The sequence below is a fragment of the Streptomyces sp. NPDC056527 genome (assembly GCF_042794475.1).
Taxonomy (GTDB): Bacteria; Actinomycetota; Actinomycetes; order Streptomycetales; family Streptomycetaceae; genus Streptomyces.
The window spans coordinates 17,819-33,926 of the sequence record NZ_JBHTTQ010000082.1; the positions used below are offsets into that span (position 1 = coordinate 17,819).

The following is a 16,108-nucleotide window of genomic DNA, read 5'->3' on the forward strand; positions in this document are numbered from 1 at the left end:
GATCTGTCTGGTCCCGTGACCGTCGGGTGATGCCGCCGCAACATGTCCGGAGGTAGCGTCCGGCTCCATGGAGAATCAGGGCGGGATCACCGTGCAGCGGGCGCTGGAGCTGCCCGGGCTCCGCAGCGGGCTCCCGGAGGTCGTCGCCGGAGCGGACCGGCTGCACCGCACGGTGCGCTGGGTGCATGCGGGCGAGGTCCCGAACATCGCGTCCCTGCTCAAGGGCGGCGAGCTGCTGCTGACGACCGGCCTCGGCCTCGGCACGCGGCCGGCGGAGCAGCGGGCGTTCGTACGGCGCCTCGCCGAGCGGGGCATCGCAGCGCTGGTCGTGGAGCTCGGCCCGCGCTTCTCGCGCCTGCCGGCGACGATCGTGGAGACGGCGCGTTCCGCCGGCCTTCCACTGGTACAGCTGCACCGCGAGGTGCCCTTCGTGGCCGTCACGGAGGAGATCCACACCGAGATCGTCAACGGCCACTACGCGCTCCTGCGGCAGGCGGAGGAGGTGCACCGGCAGTGCACCGAGGCGCTGCTCGGCGGGGGCGGGGTGCCGCAGGTCCTGCGCATCCTGGCCGACTTCACCGCGAACCCGGTCTTCCTGGAGACGGCGGACGGGCAACTGCTGTACGCGGCGGGCACCGAGTCCGGCCCGGCGGACCCGCTCCAGGTGTGGGACGGGCTGCGGGGCCAGCGGGCGGCGCGGGAGTCGGGCCCGCCGACGGGCGCGGTCCTGGTGGACGTGCCCGGCGGCGGACCGGGCACCGGCTCGGTCCGGGCCCGCCTGGTGCTGCTCGCGGTGGCCGGCCCGCTGTCACCCGTCCATCGCATGGCGGCGGAGCGGGCGGCCGGGATCCTGGCCGTCGTGCTGATGCAGGCCCGGCAGGAGGAGGAGCTCGCGGCCCGGGGCCGCGGTGACTTCCTGACGGATCTAGCGGAGGGCCGGATCACGGCGGAGGACGCCCCGGCGCAGGCACGCGTCCTGGGTTTCCGTCCGGGGGACGGTCCGCTGCTGCCCGTGGTGATGCGGCTCGCCTCCGAGCTCTTCCCCTCGGGGAACTGGGCGCTGCTGGCGAGGGCGGTCCTGGAGGAGCTGTCGTCGGTGGGCGTCCCGGTGCTGCTGGGCGTGCGCCCGGTGGAGGGGCGGGTGCCGCTGCTGCTGGGCCTGCGCTCGGAGTCGGAGCGTACGGCGGTGGCCGACCGGGTCGCGGCGGCGCTGCGGGCGGGCGTGGAGCGGGCCGGTCTCGAAAGGGCCGGAACGCAGGCGCCGGTGGTCGTGGTGGGTGTCGCGGGCGGATGGGCCGCGGCGTCGGCGTCCCTGCGGCACGCCGGCGAGACGGCGACGGCGGCCCAGGGCCTCTCGGACCGGCCCTGGTACGACGCCCGGCGCCTGGACATCGACCTGCTGCTGTGGCGGCTGCGGGAACACCCGGACCTGGCGGCCTTCGTGGACCGTGCGATCGGCCCGTTGCGGGACCACGACCGGACCTCACGCCCGCCGCTGCTCCCGACCCTGGAGACCTATCTGGCCCACGCGGGCCGCAAGGCGGAGACGGCCCGCGAACTGCATCTGAACCGCCAGACCCTCTACAACCGGCTGGCCCGTATCTCCGAGCTCCTCGGCACGGACCTGGACGACCCGCAGACGGTCCTGGCCCTGTCGCTCGCGCTCCGGGCGAGGCGCCACACACCGTGAAGGACACGCCGCTGCCGGACCTCCGTCAGCGGCGGTCCGACAGTTCGTCGTACACGCTCAGGACGTGCGCGATCGTCTCGTCCTCCGTCGGCCATGTGCCCGCCTGGACCCGTCCCGCGGCCGCCAGGTCCATCCGCCGGTCCACGTCCGCCAACAACCCCCGCACCGCCTCCGCCAGCGCGGCCGTGTCCCCCCACGGCACCAACTCCGCCGCGTCCCCGACCAGTTCGGGCACTCCGCCCACGGCCGTCGCGACCAGGGGAACACCGAGCCGCAGCGCCTCCTGCGCCAGCGGGGAGCGGGCCTCCCAGCGTGAGGTCAGGACCGCGACGTCCGCCGCGGCCAGCAGCTCCGCCACGTCGTCGCGGCTGCCGATCAGCCGGACGGCGAGCTCCTCCGCCTCGATCCGCCGCTGTATCGCCGCCCGTTCACGCCCCTCCCCCGCGATGACGAGCAGCGGCTGCGGGTCCAGGTCCCGCCACACCCGCGCCGCGTCGAGCAGCATTCCGTAGCCCCGCTCGGGCACCAGCGCGCCGACGGCCATCAGCAACGGACGGTCCACCGCACCCAGTTCCGCCCGCGCCTTGCCGTCGTGGAGACAGACCGGTGCGCGTGACGCGGGCACCGTGACCGGCGCGAGCCGGGCGTCCCGCGCCCCGCGCCGCCGCGCCCGGTCGACGAGTTCGGAGGAGGTGCCGAGGACGACGGCGGCCGCCCGCGCGGTCCTGCGCTCAAGGAGCCTCAGCAGCCCGCCCCGCGCGCCGTCCACATGGCTGCGGGTGTGCCAGGTCGTCACGAGCGAGGGCGCCCGTACCCCGCCCGACAGGGCGAGCATCGCCCGCACGGAGGCATGCAGCCCGTGCGCGTGCACGACGTCCGCGCCGATGCAGGCGTTGCGGAGCGTCGCGACCGTCGCGGGGTCGTTGCGGCGCGGGACGGGCACGAAGTGCGCGCCGGCGCCGATGAAGTCGTAGGCGCGGTCGAGTTCGGCCGGGGCGCACACGGTCACCCGCACGCCCCTCGCCACGAGCCCCGAGGCAAGTGATCGGACGTGAGCGCTACTGCCCGCGCTGCCGCCGCCCAGCACTTGGACCGTACGGAGCTGTGTCACGCGCCCAAGGATGCCAGCCCGTACGCACGTTCCGGCACCGAAGCCGCGTCGTTCCCGTGTCCGAGCCCTCAACTCGCCGCGTGGTATCACTCACATGGGTGAGCGCGCGAGATCACTGAGCCTCCCCGCTGGCCTCCGGCCGGGGGGCCTCCTCCGCCTTCAGCTCGGCGCATGCCGCCACGGCGATGAGCCCCGCCGCGTGGACGACGAGTCCGAACCGCCCGTTCCCGGCCGCGATCGCACCGCCTACGGCCGCGCCGAGCGCGTGAGCGCCCGTGTCGCCGAGCATCGTGCGCTCACCCAGGTCCTCGGTGAGGACGGCGGCCGCGGCGCCCATCGGCGCGGCGGCGAGCGATCCGCGCAGGAGTCCGGGGGCGCCGAGCCCCAGTACCGTCAACGCGGCCCGCCCGGGAGCCACGTCCACGAGGTTGACGAGGTGAGCGGTCCCCGCGATCACCACACCCGCCAGGACCTTGTCGACCGGACGCTCCTTCAACAGCGCCCCGGCCACGAGTCCGGCCGCGCCGATCCCGAACAGCTTCACGGCGCCGCTGGTGAGCTCACCGTGCCGCAGGGCGTCGAGGTGCGCCCGGAAGCCCCTGCGGTGGTCGCCCCTCACATCGTCGTACGCCCCGCAGGCGCCGGCGGCGAGGACGGCGAAGGCCACGGGCCCTCCCCCGGCCTTCGGCCCCGGGGCCCCCGAGCTCGCCGCGCTCACCGCGGCCAGCGCGGTCCCGACGGCGGTCGCCGGACCGGCGTACAGATCGACGCTCCGCCCGGCGTGGTTCTCCCGCCGCCACCGCTCGTCGTCCCGACGCCGCAGCCCGGCGTAGAGGGCCCGGCTCACGCCCGCGGCCACGGCGAAGGTCCCGGCCCTGCCCAGCTTCCCGATCATGGGCCCAGCCTAGGCGGGCGGTCGACGACGCCCCGCGCCAGGGGGAACCCCGCCCCGTCCGCGCACCCGACCGCTCGGTTCCTCAGGACCCGGCCCCGCCGGGGCGGCTCATCGCCGACGGGGGCGAGCGGCCCGGATGCCGCCGGGCCCGGTGCTCTACGACAGCCGCGCCGACGTCGCGGGCGGCAGCGGGCCACGCACGGTGTGGCGGCCCGCCCCGGACCCGTCAGGCGTCCGCCCGCGCCGTCGCCAGCAGTTCCTCCGCGTGCGCCCGGGCCGTCTCCGAGTCCTCCTGGCCGGCCAGCATCCGCGACAGCTCGCGGACCCGGTCCTCGCCCTCCAGGACGGTGACACCGGACCGGGTCACGGACCCGTCGTTGGTCTTCTCCACCAGCAGCTGCCGGTCGGCGAACGCCGCGACCTGCGGAAGGTGCGTGACGACCACGACCTGCGCCGACTTGGCGAGCTTGGCGAGGCGGCGGCCGATCTCCACGGCCGCCTTGCCGCCGACGCCCGCGTCGACCTCGTCGAAGAGATACGTCGGTACCGGGTCCGTACCCGCGAAGACGACCTCGACGGCCAGCATCACCCGGGACAGCTCACCGCCGGACGCGCCCTTCGCGATCGGCCGCGGCGGCGCGCCCGGGTGCGGGGCGAGCAGCAGCTCGACCTCGTCCGCACCGGCCGGCCCGTACGCCACGCTCCGCCCGCCGACCTCGACACCCGAAGCCTCGTCGACGGCCTCCGTCTGCCGGATGTCGAAGGACACGCGCGCGTGGGGCATGGCCAGCGAGGCCAGCTCGGCGGTCACGGCGTCGGCGAACCGGGCCGCCGCCTCCGTACGGGCGTCCGTGAGCGCCTGTGCGAGGACCGACAGTTCGGTCCGCAGCGCGTCCCGCTCGGCCGTCAGCTCGCCGACCCGGTCGTCGTCGCCCTCCAGCTCGGTGAGCCGGGCCGCGCTCTCCTGTGCCCAGGCCAGCACGGCGGCGACGTCCGCGCCGTACTTCCGGGTGAGCTGGGTCAGCGCCGCGCGCCGCTCCTCGACGACCGCGAGCCGGCGCGGATCGGCGTCCAGGTTGTCGGCGTACCCGGCCAGCTCCCCGGCCACGTCGGCGAGCAGGATGGAGATCTCCCCCATCCGGTCGGCGAGCGCGGCGAGCGCCGGGTCGTGCGACCGTACGGCCTCCAGGGCACGCCCCGCGCCCGCGACCAGGGTCGTCGCGTCGACGGCCTCCGGGTCCTCGGGCTGTCCGGCGAGCGCCGCATGCGCCAGGGCGGCGGCGGAGGCCAGGGCCTCGGCGTGACCGAGCCGCTCCGCCTCCGCGGCCAGCTCGGTGTCCTCGCCCGCCAGCGGCTCGACGGCCTCGATCTCGCCGAGCCCGAAGCGCAGCAGATCTGCCTCCTGGGCCCGTTCCCGAGCCCGCGTGGTGATCTCGTCCAGCTCGGCGACGACGGCCCGCAGCCGCCGGTACGCCTCCCCGTACGCGGCCAGCGGTACGGCGACGGCGTCGCCGGCGTACCGGTCCAGGGCCCCGCGCTGCCGGGCCGGCTTGAGCAGGCCCTGCTGGTCGGTCTGGCCGTGCACGGCGACGAGTTCGTCGGCGAGCTCGGCGAGCAGGCCGACGGGGACGGAACGCCCGCCGAGATGGGCGCGCGAGCGCCCCTCGGCCGAGACCGTCCGACTGACGAGCAGCGCGCCGTCGTCGAGCTCGGCGCCCGCCTCCACCGCCCGTGCGGCGGCTCCCGCGCCCTCGGGCAGCGTGATCCGCCCCTCGACGACGGCCGAGCCGGCGCCGATCCGCACCAGGGCGGGGTCGGCGCGCCCGCCGAGCAGCAGCCCCAGGCTCGTGACGACCATGGTCTTGCCCGCACCGGTCTCACCCGTCACCGCGGTGAAACCGGGCGACAGCTCGACAACAGCGTCGTCGATGACCCCGAGCGACCGTATCCGCATCTCCTCCAACACGGGGAAGACCTTACGAGGTCGAGGCCCGGCTGTGCGACGGCCCCTGCCGGAACCGTGCGAACGCGCAGGTCGAGGAGGCGGTTGTCACCCGTGGGGGTGGGGAGCCGTGGCCCCCGCCGGCGCCTCAGTGCGGCGCGCCGCGCCACCCCGACACCGGCAGGGCGAACTTCGCCACGAGACGGTCCGTGAACGAGGCGTGGTGCAGCCGGGCCAGCCGTACGGGCACCTCTCCGCGCCGCACCTCCACCCGTGCTCCCGAAGGGAGTTCCACCGTCCGCCGGCCGTCGCACCACAGCACGCCGTGCGGCGTGTGCGGCTCGACCTCCACCGTGAGCACCGACTCCGGCGTCGTCACCAGCGGCTTGGCGAACAGCGCATGCGCCCCGATCGGGACCATCAGCAGCGCCTCGACCTCCGGCCAGATCACCGGTCCGCCCGCCGAGAAGGCGTACGCCGTGGAGCCCGTCGGGGTCGCGCAGATCACGCCGTCGCAGCCGAATCCGGTGACCGGACGGCCGTCGATCGCGATCACGACCTCCAGCATCCGTTCCGGGGAGACCTTCTGCACGGCGGCCTCGTTCAGGGCCCAGTCCCGGTGCAGCACGTCGCCGTTCTGGTACACGACGACATCGAGGGTCATCCGCTCCTCGACCTCGTACGCGCGCGTGACGACCCGGTCGACGACCTTGTCGAGGTCGTCGCGCTCGGCCTCCGCGAGGAAGCCCACGCGCCCCAGGTTGACGCCGAGCATCGGCACCCCGGACGCCCGGGACAGCTCCGAGCCACGCAGCAGCGTCCCGTCACCGCCGAGGACGACGAGCAGCTCACAGCCCTCGAGGGCGTCGGTGCATGCCTCCGGCACCTTCTCCACGGACGGCGGCAGCGGCAGGTCGGCCGCCTCCGCCTCCAGGACACGGACGCCGATCCCGCTGCGCAGCAGCCCGAGGACGACGAGTTCGGCGCTGCGCACCGCGGCCGGCCGGCCGGTGTGCGCGAGCAGGAAAACGGTGCGCTGTGCTGCTGTCGTTGAGCTCAACGAGGTCCCTCCGCCACGGCGCGGTCGACATCCGCCGGATCCAGCGCGGGCGCCCCTGCCCGCAGCCACAGAAAGTACTCGACGTTGCCGGAGGGCCCCGGCAGCGGGCTCGCCGTCACGCCCAGCACCCCGAGCCCGAGCTCGGCGGCCTGACGCGCCACGTTCCGCACGGTGTCCGCCCGCAGTTCGGGGCTGCGGACGACTCCGCCGGTGCCGAGGCGCTCCTTGCCCACCTCGAACTGCGGCTTGACCATGAGCACGAGGTCCGCGTCGGGAGCGGTGCAGCGCACGAGGGCGGGGAGCACGAGACCGAGCGGGATGAAGGAGAGGTCGCCGACGACGAGATCGACCGGTGTTCCGTCGATCGCTTCGAGCGTCAGCTCACGGACGTTCGTGCGGTCCTTGACGGTGACGCGGTCGTCGCTCTGCAGCGACCAGGCGAGCTGGCCGTAGCCGACGTCGACGGCGACGACGTGCGCGGCGCCGGCCCGCAGCAGTACGTCGGTGAAGCCGCCGGTCGACGCTCCCGCGTCCAGCGCCCGCCGGCCCTCGACCTTCAGCCCCTGCGGTACGAACGCGGCGAAGGCGCCCGCCAGCTTGTGGCCGCCGCGCGAGACGTAGTCGGGGTCGGCGTCGTCCTGGGCCACGACGATGGCCGCGGCCGTCTCGACCTGGGTGGCGGGCTTGGTCGCGACCGTCTTGCCGACGCTCACCCGCCCGGCGGCGATCAGCTGGCTGGCGTGCTCGCGCGAGCGCGCGAGCTTGCGTCGTACCAGCTCGGCGTCCAGACGGCGGCGTGCCACTCCTGCCACGTTCGGTTCAGCTCCTGTGGTTGTACGACGATGTCGGTCCGGGGCCGGGTGTCGGTCCGGGGCGGTCGGCGTCGAGCGAGGTCAGCTCGGAGCGCAGCCCACGGTGTACATCCTCGTACACCTCCAGGTGTCCGTCGGCCGGGAGGTGGTCCGCGTCGACGAGCCGCTCCAGGAGCGCGTCCACGGCGGGACGCCCGGTCGGGGCGCGCTCCACGCCGAGGGGCGCGGGCGCGGCGGGCTCGTACGCGGTCTCCTCGCCCCCGGCGGGCGTCCCCTCCCCGTCCGGGCCCGGACGGGCGTCGAGGCCCGGACGCACATCCGTCCCGGCACCCGGCGTCCCGTCCGACTCCGCGGCCGGCGTCCGATCCGTCACGTCGCTCATGCCCCGACGCTATCGCGAAGCCCTGGGGTACGGTCGATCACAATGGCGACGATCACGGAGTGCCGTAGCGCACTCGACAGACTTTCGGACAATCTCTCGCGCGCGGACAGCGAGGTGCGCAGCGCCGCCGCGCTCGACCGCACCCTGAGCTGCCACATCACGGACCTGGACACCACGTTCACCGGCCGTCTCGCGGACGGACGGATCGAGGTCCGGGACACGGTGCCGGGCCCGCCGCCCGTCAAGGCACAGATCCGGCTGGCGATGACCGGCGACGACCTGGTGGCGATGGTGAACGGAGAACTGAACTTCGCGAAGGCCTGGGCCTCCGGCCGGGTCAGGCTGGAGGCCGGCTTCCGCGATCTGCTCCGGCTGCGCTCACTTCTCTAGCGCGGGCTCCCGTTCCTTGGCCCGGGCCTTCCGCCCGGCGGGCACGACCAGCGGCGTCCCCGTCTCGGGGTCGTCGATGACCTGGCAGCGCAGGCCGAAGACCCGCTCCACCAGCTCGGCGGTGACGACCTCGGCCGGCGGGCCCTCCGCGACCACCTCGCCGCCGCGGACGGCGATGAGGTGGGTGGCGTACCGGGCGGCGTGGTTGAGGTCGTGCAGGACGGCGACCAGGGTGCGGCCCTGGTTCTCGTGCAGCTCGGCGCACAGGTCGAGGACGTCGATCTGGTGCTGGATGTCGAGGAAGGTCGTGGGCTCGTCGAGCAGCAGCAGCGGGGTCTGCTGGGCGAGCGCCATCGCGATCCAGACCCGCTGGCGCTGGCCGCCGGACAGCTCGTCGACGTAGCGCTCCGCCAGCTCGGCGACGCCCGTCGCGGCCATCGACTCCTGGACGATCCGCTCGTCCTCCGGCGACCACTGGCGCAGCAGCCCCTGGTGCGGGTAGCGGCCGCGGGCCACCAGGTCGGCGACCGTGATGCCGTCGGGGGCGATGGAGGACTGGGGCAGCAGGCCGAGGGTCTTCGCGACCTTCTTGGCGGGCATGGTGTGGATGGCCTGCCCGTCGAGGAGCACCCGCCCCTGGGACGGCTTGAGCATCCGGGACAGGGCGCGCAGAAGGGTCGACTTGCCGCAGGCGTTCGGACCGACGATGACCGTGAAGGAGTTGTCGGGGATCACCACGGACAGGTCGCGGGCGATGATCCGCTGGTCGTAGGCGAGGGTGACCGACTCCGCGCTGAGCCGCTGGGTCTGACCGTCCATGGGGGTGCTCCTGAGATCCTTCGCGTTCTTCGCGTTCATATCCGTCCCGCCTTGCGTTCGGTGACCAGCAGCCACAGCAGATAGCAGCCGCCGAGCACACCGGTGATGACGCCGACGGGCAGCTGGCGCTCGCCGAAGGCGTTGGTCGCGATCCAGTCGGCGAGCAGCAGCAGCGCCGAGCCCATCAGGGCGGAGGCGGCGAGGTTGGGACCGGGCGAGCGGGTCAGTCTGCGGGCCAGTTGGGGCGCGCTGAGCGAGACGAAGACGATGGGTCCGGCGGCGGCGGTCGCGACGGCGACGAGCACCACGGCGGAGCCCATCAGCACGATGCGGGTCCGCTCGACGTTCACACCCAGGGCGTACGCGGCGTCGTCGCCCATCTCCAGCATCCGCAGCGCCCGCCCGTGCCCCAGGACCAGCGGGACGAGGACGCAGCTGACGGCGAACAATGGCCAGAACTGCGCCCAGTCGCGCCCGTCGAGCGAGCCGGTCATCCAGACCGTGGCGCGGGTCGCGTCGACCAGGTTGGCCTTGGTGATGAGGTAGTGGATGACGGCGGTGAGCATGGCGGCCGCGCCGATGCCGACGAGGACCAGCCGGTAGCCGTGGATCCCGCGCTTCCATGCGAGCAGGTAGATCGCGGCGCCGGTGACCAGGGCGCCGACGACGGCCCCGCCGCTGGCGGCCATGGCGCTGCCCTGGGAGAGCACGATCACGCTGAGCGCGCCGACGGTCGCGCCCTGGCCGAAGCCGATGACGTCCGGACTGCCGAGCGGGTTGCGGGAGATGGACTGGAAGACGGCTCCGCCGATGCCCAGCGCGGCACCGACGAAGACGGCGACGAGGACGCGCGGCAGCCGCAGGTCCATGACCGCGAACTCCTGGACGGCGGTGCCGTTGCCGAGGAGGGTCGCGACGACGTCGCCGGGGGCGATCGGGAAGTCGCCGCTGCCGATGAGCACGACGGCGGCGGCGAGGGTGAGGGCGAGCAGCCCGGCCATGGAGAGGGCGGCGCGGGGTGCGTAGCGCAGGGAGAGCCCGCCACCGGTCCGTAGCGTCTTGGTGGTCACAGCTGGGCCATCCTCTTGCGGCGGACGAGGCGGATGAAGACGGGTCCGCCGATCAGCGCGGTGACGATGCCGACCTGGAGCTCCGCGGGGCGGGCGACGAGCCGGCCGATCACGTCGGAGCCGAGGAGGAGGACGGGCGAGAGGACGGCGGCGTAGGGGAGGATCCAGCGCATGTCGGGGCCGGTGATGGCCCGTACGAGATACGGCACCATCAGACCGAGGAACACGATCGGCCCGCAAGCGGCGGTCGCGGCGCCGCACATCAGCGTGACGGCCGCCATGGCGATGATCCGGGTCCGGTTGAGGTTGGCGCCGAGCGCGCGGGCGGTGTCGTCGCCCATCTCCATGGCGTTGAGGGGCCGGGAGATGAGCAGGGCGAGCACCACGCCGACGAGGATGAACGGCGCCACCCGCCGCACGGTGTCCATGTCGGCGGAGGCGAGCGAGCCGACGGTCCAGAAGCGCAGCCGGTCCAGGGCGGCGGAGTTCAGGAGCTGGACGGCGTTGACGTAGCCGTAGAGCGCGGCCGTGGCGGCGGTTCCGGCGAGCGCGAGACGTACGGGGGTGGAGCTTCGGCTGCCACCGAGCACGTACACGACGACGGAGACGACGGCGGCGCCGGCGAACGCGAACCAGATGTAGTCGCTGACGTCCGTGACCCCGAGGAACGCGATCGCGGAGACGACGGCCGCGGCGGCGCCGGCGTTGACGCCGAGCAGGCCGGGTTCGGCGAGCGGGTTGCGGGTGAGGCCCTGCATCACGGCCCCGGAGAGGCCGAGGGCGACGCCGACGAGCAGCCCGAGGAGTGTCCGAGGGACGCGTACGTCATGGATGATGACGTCGTTTCCGACACCGCTGTTCTGGAACAGCCCGTGCCACACATCGCCGAGCGGCACCGGTTTGGCGCCGATCATGACGCTCAGGACACAGACCAGCAGCAGGACTCCGACGGCCGCGACCAGACCGACGGCGCGCACGGAATGCCGGCGCGTCGGCGTCTGGTCAGGGCCGGTCGGATCCGCGCTCGCTCGGGAGGGACTCTCGACCAACACGGCAGTTAGGTTAGCCTACCCTGCTATCGATGTTCGATCCCTGTCCGCAGGTCAGGCGCCCCCTGATGCGGGTCCCTTCAGAGCCCCAACCGCTCCAGCGCCTTGCCCGCGTCCAGGCCGCACGCCCCCACCCCGGCCTCCGTCCACGCCGCCGCGCACAGCGCCCGCACCCCGTCCAGAGCGGCCCCCTCACCGTCCAGGACGAGCTCGCCACCGCGCGCCTCGGCCGACCAGCCTCCGCAGACATAGCCGCCGTGCACCCCGACCACATGCGGCTGCCCGGTCAGCAACCCCCGCAGATCCGCGTCCACATACGTCGGCCGGTGCTCCGGCACCGCAGCGAGCAGCTGCGGCACATCCGTCACCCCGGTCAGCACCAGCAGCGAGTCGACACCCCCGTTGAACGCGCCCTCGATGTCCGTGTCCAGCCGGTCCCCGACCACCAGCGGCCGCTCCGCCCCCGTCCGCAGCACCGTCTCACGGTGCATCGGCGGCAACGGCTTCCCGGCGACCTTCGGCTCCACGACACCACCCGTGGCGATCCGTACGACCTCCACCGCCGCCCCGTTCCCCGGGCCGATCCCCCGCGCCCCCGGAATCGTCAGGTCGGTGTTCGAGGCGTACCACGGCACCCCGCGCCCCACCGCGTAGCTCGCCTCCGCGAACCGCCCCCACGGCAACTCCGGCCCCCCGTACCCCTGCACCACAGCGGCCAGACCGTCCTCGTCGGCCGACTCCACCGGCACCAGGCCCCGCTCCCGCAGCGCCACCCGGAGCCCTTCCCCACCGATCACCAACACCCGCGACCCGGCGGGCACTTCATCGGCGATCAGCCGCGCCACCGCCTGCGCGGACGTGATGACGTCCGCCGCCTCCGCCGGCACCCCCAGTTCGGTCAGATGCACGGCCACCGCGTCCGGCGTCCGCAGCGCGTTGTTGGTGACGTACGCGAGATGCATCCCGCCTTCCCGCGCCGCGCCCAGCGCCTCCACCGCGAACGGGATCGCCTCCCCGCCCGCGTACACCACACCGTCCAGATCGAGCAGCGCCGTGTCGTACGCCTCGCTCAGCGCCCGCTCGCTCCCACCCGGCCGATACCTGCCCTGCCGACCCCGGACGCCGTCACCCATGACCTCGTACTCCTCACATCAAGACGAAACGATCACGTCACTCCCCGTCTCCCCTGATCATCGCTCATCGCCACCCTCCACTTACGATTGCGTAATGAACACCTCAGGTCCCGCGGCCGACGACGTCCGCGCCGACGGTCTGCACATGGTCCCGTTCCGAGGACTGCGCTACGTCCCCGAACGGGTCGGCAGCCTGGCCGCCGTGACCTCCCCGCCGTACGACGTCGTCGTACGGCCCGACGGACTGCACCACCTCGAGTCCGCCGACCCCCACAACATCGTCCGGCTGATCCTGCCGCAGGCGATCACCGCCGGCACCCGCCACCGCAAGGCCGCCGTCACCCTCGACCGCTGGCTCGCCGACGGCGTCCTCGCCCCCGACCCCGAGCCCGCGCTCTACGTGTACGAGCAGAGCGGCGACGGCATCCTGCAGCGCGGCATCATCGGCGCCCTGGAACTCTCCACCCCCGCCGAGGGCATCGTGCTCCCCCACGAGGACGTCATGCCGCACGTGGTCGAGGACCGCGCCGCGCTGATGCGCACCACGGCCGCCAACCTGGAGCCGCTCCTCCTCACCTACCGCGGCGAGGACGACGGAGCCGCCGAGGTCATCGAGCGCACCGTGCTGCGCGAGCCCCTGCTCGCCACGACCACCGAGGACGGCTTCAGCCATCGCCTCTGGGCGGTGACCGACCCCACGGAGCTCGCGGTCGTCTCCGCCGCCCTCGCGGAGCACCAGGCGCTGATCGCGGACGGCCACCACCGCTGGGCGACGTATCTTCGGCTGCGCGAGGAACACGCACAGCCCAGCCCGTGGAACTACGGCCTCGTCCTCCTCATCGACACGGCCCGCTACCCCCTCCGCGTGCGTGCCATCCACCGCCTCCTCAACCGTCTCCCCGTCGCGGACGCCCTCACGGCCCTCGGCGACGCCTTCCGCGTCCGCCGTATCGAGGGTCCGCTGTCGACGGCCATGGAGTCCCTGGAGGCCGCCACGGCCGACGGCAACGCCTTCCTCCTGGCGGGCGACGGCGCGTTCCACCTCCTCGACCGAGCCGACCCGGCGCTGCTCGCCCGTACGATCCGCGCGGACCGCCCCGAGGCGTGGCGCACCCTGGACGCCACGGTCCTGCACTCCACGCTCCTCGACCATGTCTGGCACATCCCGGACGCCCCCGAGGAGATCAGCTACATCCACGACACCGAGGCCGCCGTCGCCCAGGCCGAACGCCGGGGCGGTACGGCGGTGCTCATGCATCCGGTACGGGAGGACGTCGTACGGGACCTGGCCCGACAGGGCGTCACCATGCCCCGTAAGTCGACCTCCTTCGGACCGAAGCCGGCGACAGGGCTGGTCCTCAGAAGCCTGGCACTGGACTGAGCGCACGAGAAAGGGCGGCACCCCCGGAGGGGTGCCGCCCTTTCACACACTCACACGACGTCAGGCCTTGAGGTCCGTGTCGTCGTCCTCGTCCTCATCGGTCTCGTCGTCCTCGTCCGCCTCGTCGCCGAGGTCGTCGGCCGCGTCCGCCTCGTCGGCGGCGTCGGTCTCCACGACGTCGTCGGACTCGTCGTCCAGCTCGTCGATGGCGTCGACGAACTCGACACCGTCGAGCTCCGCGAGCCGGTCGGAGGCGTCGGTGGCCCCGTCCTTGTCCGACTCCACCGTCTTGGCGAACCACTCACGGGCCTCGGCCTCGCGCCCGGCCGCGAGCAGCGCGTCGGCGTAGGCGTACCGCAGGCGGGCGGTCCACGGGTGGACGGCGGTGGACGCGAGCTCGGGGCTCTGCAGGGTCACGATGGCGGCGTCGAGCTGCCCCATGTCCCGGCGGGCGCCGGCGGCGACGAGCCGCATCTCGACCTGCCCGGCCTTGTCCAGCTTCTGCACCTCGGGCTCACCGGCCATGGCGAGGGCCCGCTCGGGCCGGCCCATGCCGCGCTCGCAGTCGGCCATCACGGGCCACAGCTCGACGCCACCGGTCATCCGCCGCGCGGCCCGGAACTCGGCCAGCGCCTCGGAGTACTTCTGCGTCGCGTACGCGGCGAAGCCGGCGGCCTCGCGGACGGCGGCGACACGGGAGGCGAGCCGCAGGGCGATGCGGGAGTACGCGTACGCCTGCTCGGGGTCCTCGTCGATCAGGTTGGCGACCATGACGAGGTTGCGCGCCACGTCCTCGGCGAGCCCCTTGGGGAGGCTCATGAGCTCCTGGCGCACGTCCGGGTCGATCTCCTCGCCCGTGACGTCGTCCGGGATCGGCAGACGCTTGATGGGCGCGCGGTCCGGCCGGTCGCGGTCGCGGTCGTCCCGACGGCCGTAGCCACCCCGGTCGTCGCGACCGCGGTACCCGCCCCGGCTGTCGTCACGCCGGTCGTCGCGGCGGAAGCCACCACCGCGGCTGTCGTCACGACGGGGCCCACGGGGACGGTCGTCACGGCGGTCGTCGCGGGGACGGTCGTCACGACGGAAGCCACCGCCGCGGGTGTCGTCACGGCGGTCGTCACGCGGACGCTCGTCACGACGGAACGACGGACGCTCATCGCGACGGTCGTCACGACGGAACGAGGGACGGTCGTCACGGCGGTCGTCACGGGGACGGTCGTCACGGCGGAAGCCACCGCCACGGTTGTCGCCACCACGGTCATCGCGACGGAAGCCACCACCACGGTTGTCGCCACCACGGTCGTCACGGCGGAAACCGCCGCCACGGTTGTCATCACGACGGTCGTCGCGAGGACGCTCGTCGCGGCGCTCGTCGCGTCGGAACGACGGACGCTCATCACGGCGGTCGTCACGACGGAACGACGGACGGTCGTCACGGCGGAAGCCACCGCCGCGGTTGTCATCGCGGCGGTCGTCACGCGGACGGTCGTCACGACGGAACGAGGGACGGTCGTCACGGCGGTCGTCACGGGGACGGTCGTCACGGCGGAAGCCACCGCCACGGTTGTCGCCACCACGGTCATCCCGACGGAAGCCACCACCACGGTTGTCATCACGACGGTCGTCACGGCGGAAACCGCCACCACGGTTGTCGCCACCACGGTCATCGCGACGGAAGCCACCACCACGGTTGTCGCCACCACGGTTGTCATCCCGACGGAAGCCGCCACCGCTGCCGCCGCCGCGGTTGTCATCGCGACGGTCGTCGCGGCGGAACGAGGGACGGTCACCGCCACGGTCGTCACGGCGGAAACCACCGCCACTGCCGCCACCACGGTTGTCGCCACCACGGTCGTCACGTCGGTCGTCGCGACGGAACGGGGGACGGTCACCGCCACGGTTGTCGTCGCGGCGGAAACCGCCACCGCGGTTGTCATCACGACGGTCATCACGACGGTCATCACGCGGGCGGTCGTCACGGCGGAAACCGCCGCCACTGCCGGCACCACGGTTGTCGCCACCACGGTCGTCGCGACGGAAGCCGCCACCACGGTTGTCGTCACGGCGCGGCCCACGGAAGCCGCCCCGCTCGCCACCGTCCCTACGACGCGGCTCGCGCTCCGGACGGTCGTCGGGAGAGTTGGTGGACATCGGCGTGACTCCTGTCTTCGGTACTGCAGTCATTCTCGCGCAGTCGGCACCCCGACGCGCTTCGAAAAGTTCATGGAAAAACAAAAGGACCTTTGGTCCCAGCATGAACGCTGGGACCAAAGGTCCTGAAAGATTGTTCGGCGGCGTCCTACTCTCCCACAGGGTCCCCCCTGCAGTACCATCGGCGCTGAAAGGCTTAGCTTCCGGGTTCGGAATGTAACCG

Annotated in this window: 15 protein-coding genes and 1 rRNA gene; 3 read left to right on the forward strand and 13 right to left on the reverse strand. The window is 73.4% G+C overall.

What is annotated here, in order from left to right; translation table 11 throughout:
* Positions 1-67: 67 nt before the first annotated feature.
* The gene (locus tag ACFQ7Q_RS28875; protein WP_383560108.1) at positions 68-1,690 is read left to right on the forward strand and encodes a PucR family transcriptional regulator; all 1,623 of its coding nucleotides are present in this window, start codon (positions 68-70) and stop codon (positions 1,688-1,690) included.
* 25 nt (positions 1,691-1,715) lie between these two features.
* Here the strand turns inward: ACFQ7Q_RS28875 and ACFQ7Q_RS28880 are convergent, their stop codons facing one another.
* The 6 genes from ACFQ7Q_RS28880 to ACFQ7Q_RS28905 all read right to left on the reverse strand — a co-directional run bounded on the left by ACFQ7Q_RS28880 (position 1,716) and on the right by ACFQ7Q_RS28905 (position 7,892).
* Positions 1,716-2,801 (reverse strand): glycosyltransferase family 4 protein, encoded by a 1,086-nt coding sequence (locus ACFQ7Q_RS28880; protein WP_383560110.1) that lies wholly within the window; start codon positions 2,799-2,801, stop codon positions 1,716-1,718.
* Between the two features lie 112 nt (positions 2,802-2,913).
* The gene (locus tag ACFQ7Q_RS28885) at positions 2,914-3,696 is read right to left on the reverse strand and encodes a hypothetical protein (RefSeq protein ID WP_383560112.1); all 783 of its coding nucleotides are present in this window, start codon (positions 3,694-3,696) and stop codon (positions 2,914-2,916) included.
* Positions 3,697-3,922: 226 nt separating this feature from the next.
* Complete coding sequence (recN, locus tag ACFQ7Q_RS28890; RefSeq protein ID WP_383560130.1) at positions 3,923-5,650, reverse strand: DNA repair protein RecN; 1,728 nt, start codon at positions 5,648-5,650, stop codon at positions 3,923-3,925.
* 136 nt (positions 5,651-5,786) lie between these two features.
* Complete coding sequence (locus tag ACFQ7Q_RS28895) at positions 5,787-6,698, reverse strand: NAD kinase (RefSeq protein ID WP_383560114.1); 912 nt, start codon at positions 6,696-6,698, stop codon at positions 5,787-5,789.
* Positions 6,695-7,510, reverse strand: a complete 816-nt coding sequence (locus tag ACFQ7Q_RS28900; protein ID WP_383560115.1) for a TlyA family RNA methyltransferase — start codon at positions 7,508-7,510, stop codon at positions 6,695-6,697. Before ACFQ7Q_RS28900 ends, ACFQ7Q_RS28895 begins: the two co-directional genes overlap by 4 nt.
* Before the next feature lie 7 nt (positions 7,511-7,517).
* On the reverse strand, positions 7,518-7,892 hold the full coding sequence (locus tag ACFQ7Q_RS28905) for a hypothetical protein (RefSeq protein WP_383560117.1): 375 nt from the start codon (positions 7,890-7,892) through the stop codon (positions 7,518-7,520).
* Between the two features lie 42 nt (positions 7,893-7,934).
* Between ACFQ7Q_RS28905 and ACFQ7Q_RS28910 the strand changes: the two genes are divergently transcribed.
* Positions 7,935-8,282 (forward strand): SCP2 sterol-binding domain-containing protein, encoded by a 348-nt coding sequence (locus ACFQ7Q_RS28910; RefSeq protein ID WP_383560119.1) that lies wholly within the window; start codon positions 7,935-7,937, stop codon positions 8,280-8,282.
* Here ACFQ7Q_RS28910 and ACFQ7Q_RS28915 read toward each other — a convergent pair.
* The 4 genes from ACFQ7Q_RS28915 to ACFQ7Q_RS28930 all read right to left on the reverse strand — a co-directional run bounded on the left by ACFQ7Q_RS28915 (position 8,271) and on the right by ACFQ7Q_RS28930 (position 12,353).
* A complete protein-coding gene (locus tag ACFQ7Q_RS28915) occupies positions 8,271-9,101 on the reverse strand; it encodes an ABC transporter ATP-binding protein (protein WP_383560120.1) in 831 nt (276 codons plus the stop codon). The two genes, ACFQ7Q_RS28910 and ACFQ7Q_RS28915, sit on opposite strands and share 12 nt — an antisense overlap.
* Positions 9,102-9,136: 35 nt before the next feature.
* Entirely contained in the window at positions 9,137-10,171 is a 1,035-nt protein-coding gene (locus ACFQ7Q_RS28920; protein WP_383560122.1) for a FecCD family ABC transporter permease, read from the reverse strand.
* On the reverse strand, positions 10,168-11,223 hold the full coding sequence (locus tag ACFQ7Q_RS28925) for an iron chelate uptake ABC transporter family permease subunit (protein WP_383560124.1): 1,056 nt from the start codon (positions 11,221-11,223) through the stop codon (positions 10,168-10,170). Before ACFQ7Q_RS28925 ends, ACFQ7Q_RS28920 begins: the two co-directional genes overlap by 4 nt.
* A gap of 77 nt (positions 11,224-11,300) precedes the next feature.
* Positions 11,301-12,353, reverse strand: coding sequence for an HAD hydrolase-like protein (locus ACFQ7Q_RS28930; RefSeq protein WP_383560126.1), 1,053 nt, complete (start codon positions 12,351-12,353; stop codon positions 11,301-11,303).
* 94 nt (positions 12,354-12,447) lie between these two features.
* Between ACFQ7Q_RS28930 and ACFQ7Q_RS28935 the strand changes: the two genes are divergently transcribed.
* Positions 12,448-13,734 (forward strand): DUF1015 domain-containing protein, encoded by a 1,287-nt coding sequence (locus ACFQ7Q_RS28935; RefSeq protein ID WP_383560128.1) that lies wholly within the window; start codon positions 12,448-12,450, stop codon positions 13,732-13,734.
* A gap of 60 nt (positions 13,735-13,794) precedes the next feature.
* Here ACFQ7Q_RS28935 and ACFQ7Q_RS28940 read toward each other — a convergent pair whose 3' ends face one another.
* The 3 genes from ACFQ7Q_RS28940 to rrf all read right to left on the reverse strand — a co-directional run.
* Positions 13,795-14,613 (reverse strand): hypothetical protein, encoded by an 819-nt coding sequence (locus ACFQ7Q_RS28940; protein WP_383560131.1) that lies wholly within the window; start codon positions 14,611-14,613, stop codon positions 13,795-13,797.
* Positions 14,550-15,797 (reverse strand): hypothetical protein, encoded by a 1,248-nt coding sequence (locus ACFQ7Q_RS28945; protein WP_383560133.1) that lies wholly within the window; start codon positions 15,795-15,797, stop codon positions 14,550-14,552. Before ACFQ7Q_RS28945 ends, ACFQ7Q_RS28940 begins: the two co-directional genes overlap by 64 nt.
* A gap of 223 nt (positions 15,798-16,020) precedes the next feature.
* Positions 16,021-16,108: ribosomal RNA gene (rrf, locus tag ACFQ7Q_RS28950) — 5S ribosomal RNA — on the reverse strand; the annotation flags it as partial.

Bases quoted from the DNA above. Each gene is read 5' to 3' on its own strand.
- ACFQ7Q_RS28875 (WP_383560108.1), top strand. From the start codon at position 68: ATGGAGAATCAGGGCGGGATCACCGTGCAGCGGGCGCTGGAGCTGCCC.
- ACFQ7Q_RS28885 (WP_383560112.1), bottom strand. From the start codon at position 3,696: ATGATCGGGAAGCTGGGCAGGGCCGGGACCTTCGCCGTGGCCGCGGGC.
- recN (WP_383560130.1), bottom strand. From the start codon at position 5,650: ATGCGGATACGGTCGCTCGGGGTCATCGACGACGCTGTTGTCGAGCTG.
- ACFQ7Q_RS28905 (WP_383560117.1), bottom strand. From the start codon at position 7,892: ATGAGCGACGTGACGGATCGGACGCCGGCCGCGGAGTCGGACGGGACG.
- ACFQ7Q_RS28910 (WP_383560119.1), top strand. From the start codon at position 7,935: ATGGCGACGATCACGGAGTGCCGTAGCGCACTCGACAGACTTTCGGAC.
- ACFQ7Q_RS28915 (WP_383560120.1), bottom strand. From the start codon at position 9,101: ATGGACGGTCAGACCCAGCGGCTCAGCGCGGAGTCGGTCACCCTCGCC.
- ACFQ7Q_RS28930 (WP_383560126.1), bottom strand. From the start codon at position 12,353: ATGGGTGACGGCGTCCGGGGTCGGCAGGGCAGGTATCGGCCGGGTGGG.
- ACFQ7Q_RS28935 (WP_383560128.1), top strand. From the start codon at position 12,448: ATGAACACCTCAGGTCCCGCGGCCGACGACGTCCGCGCCGACGGTCTG.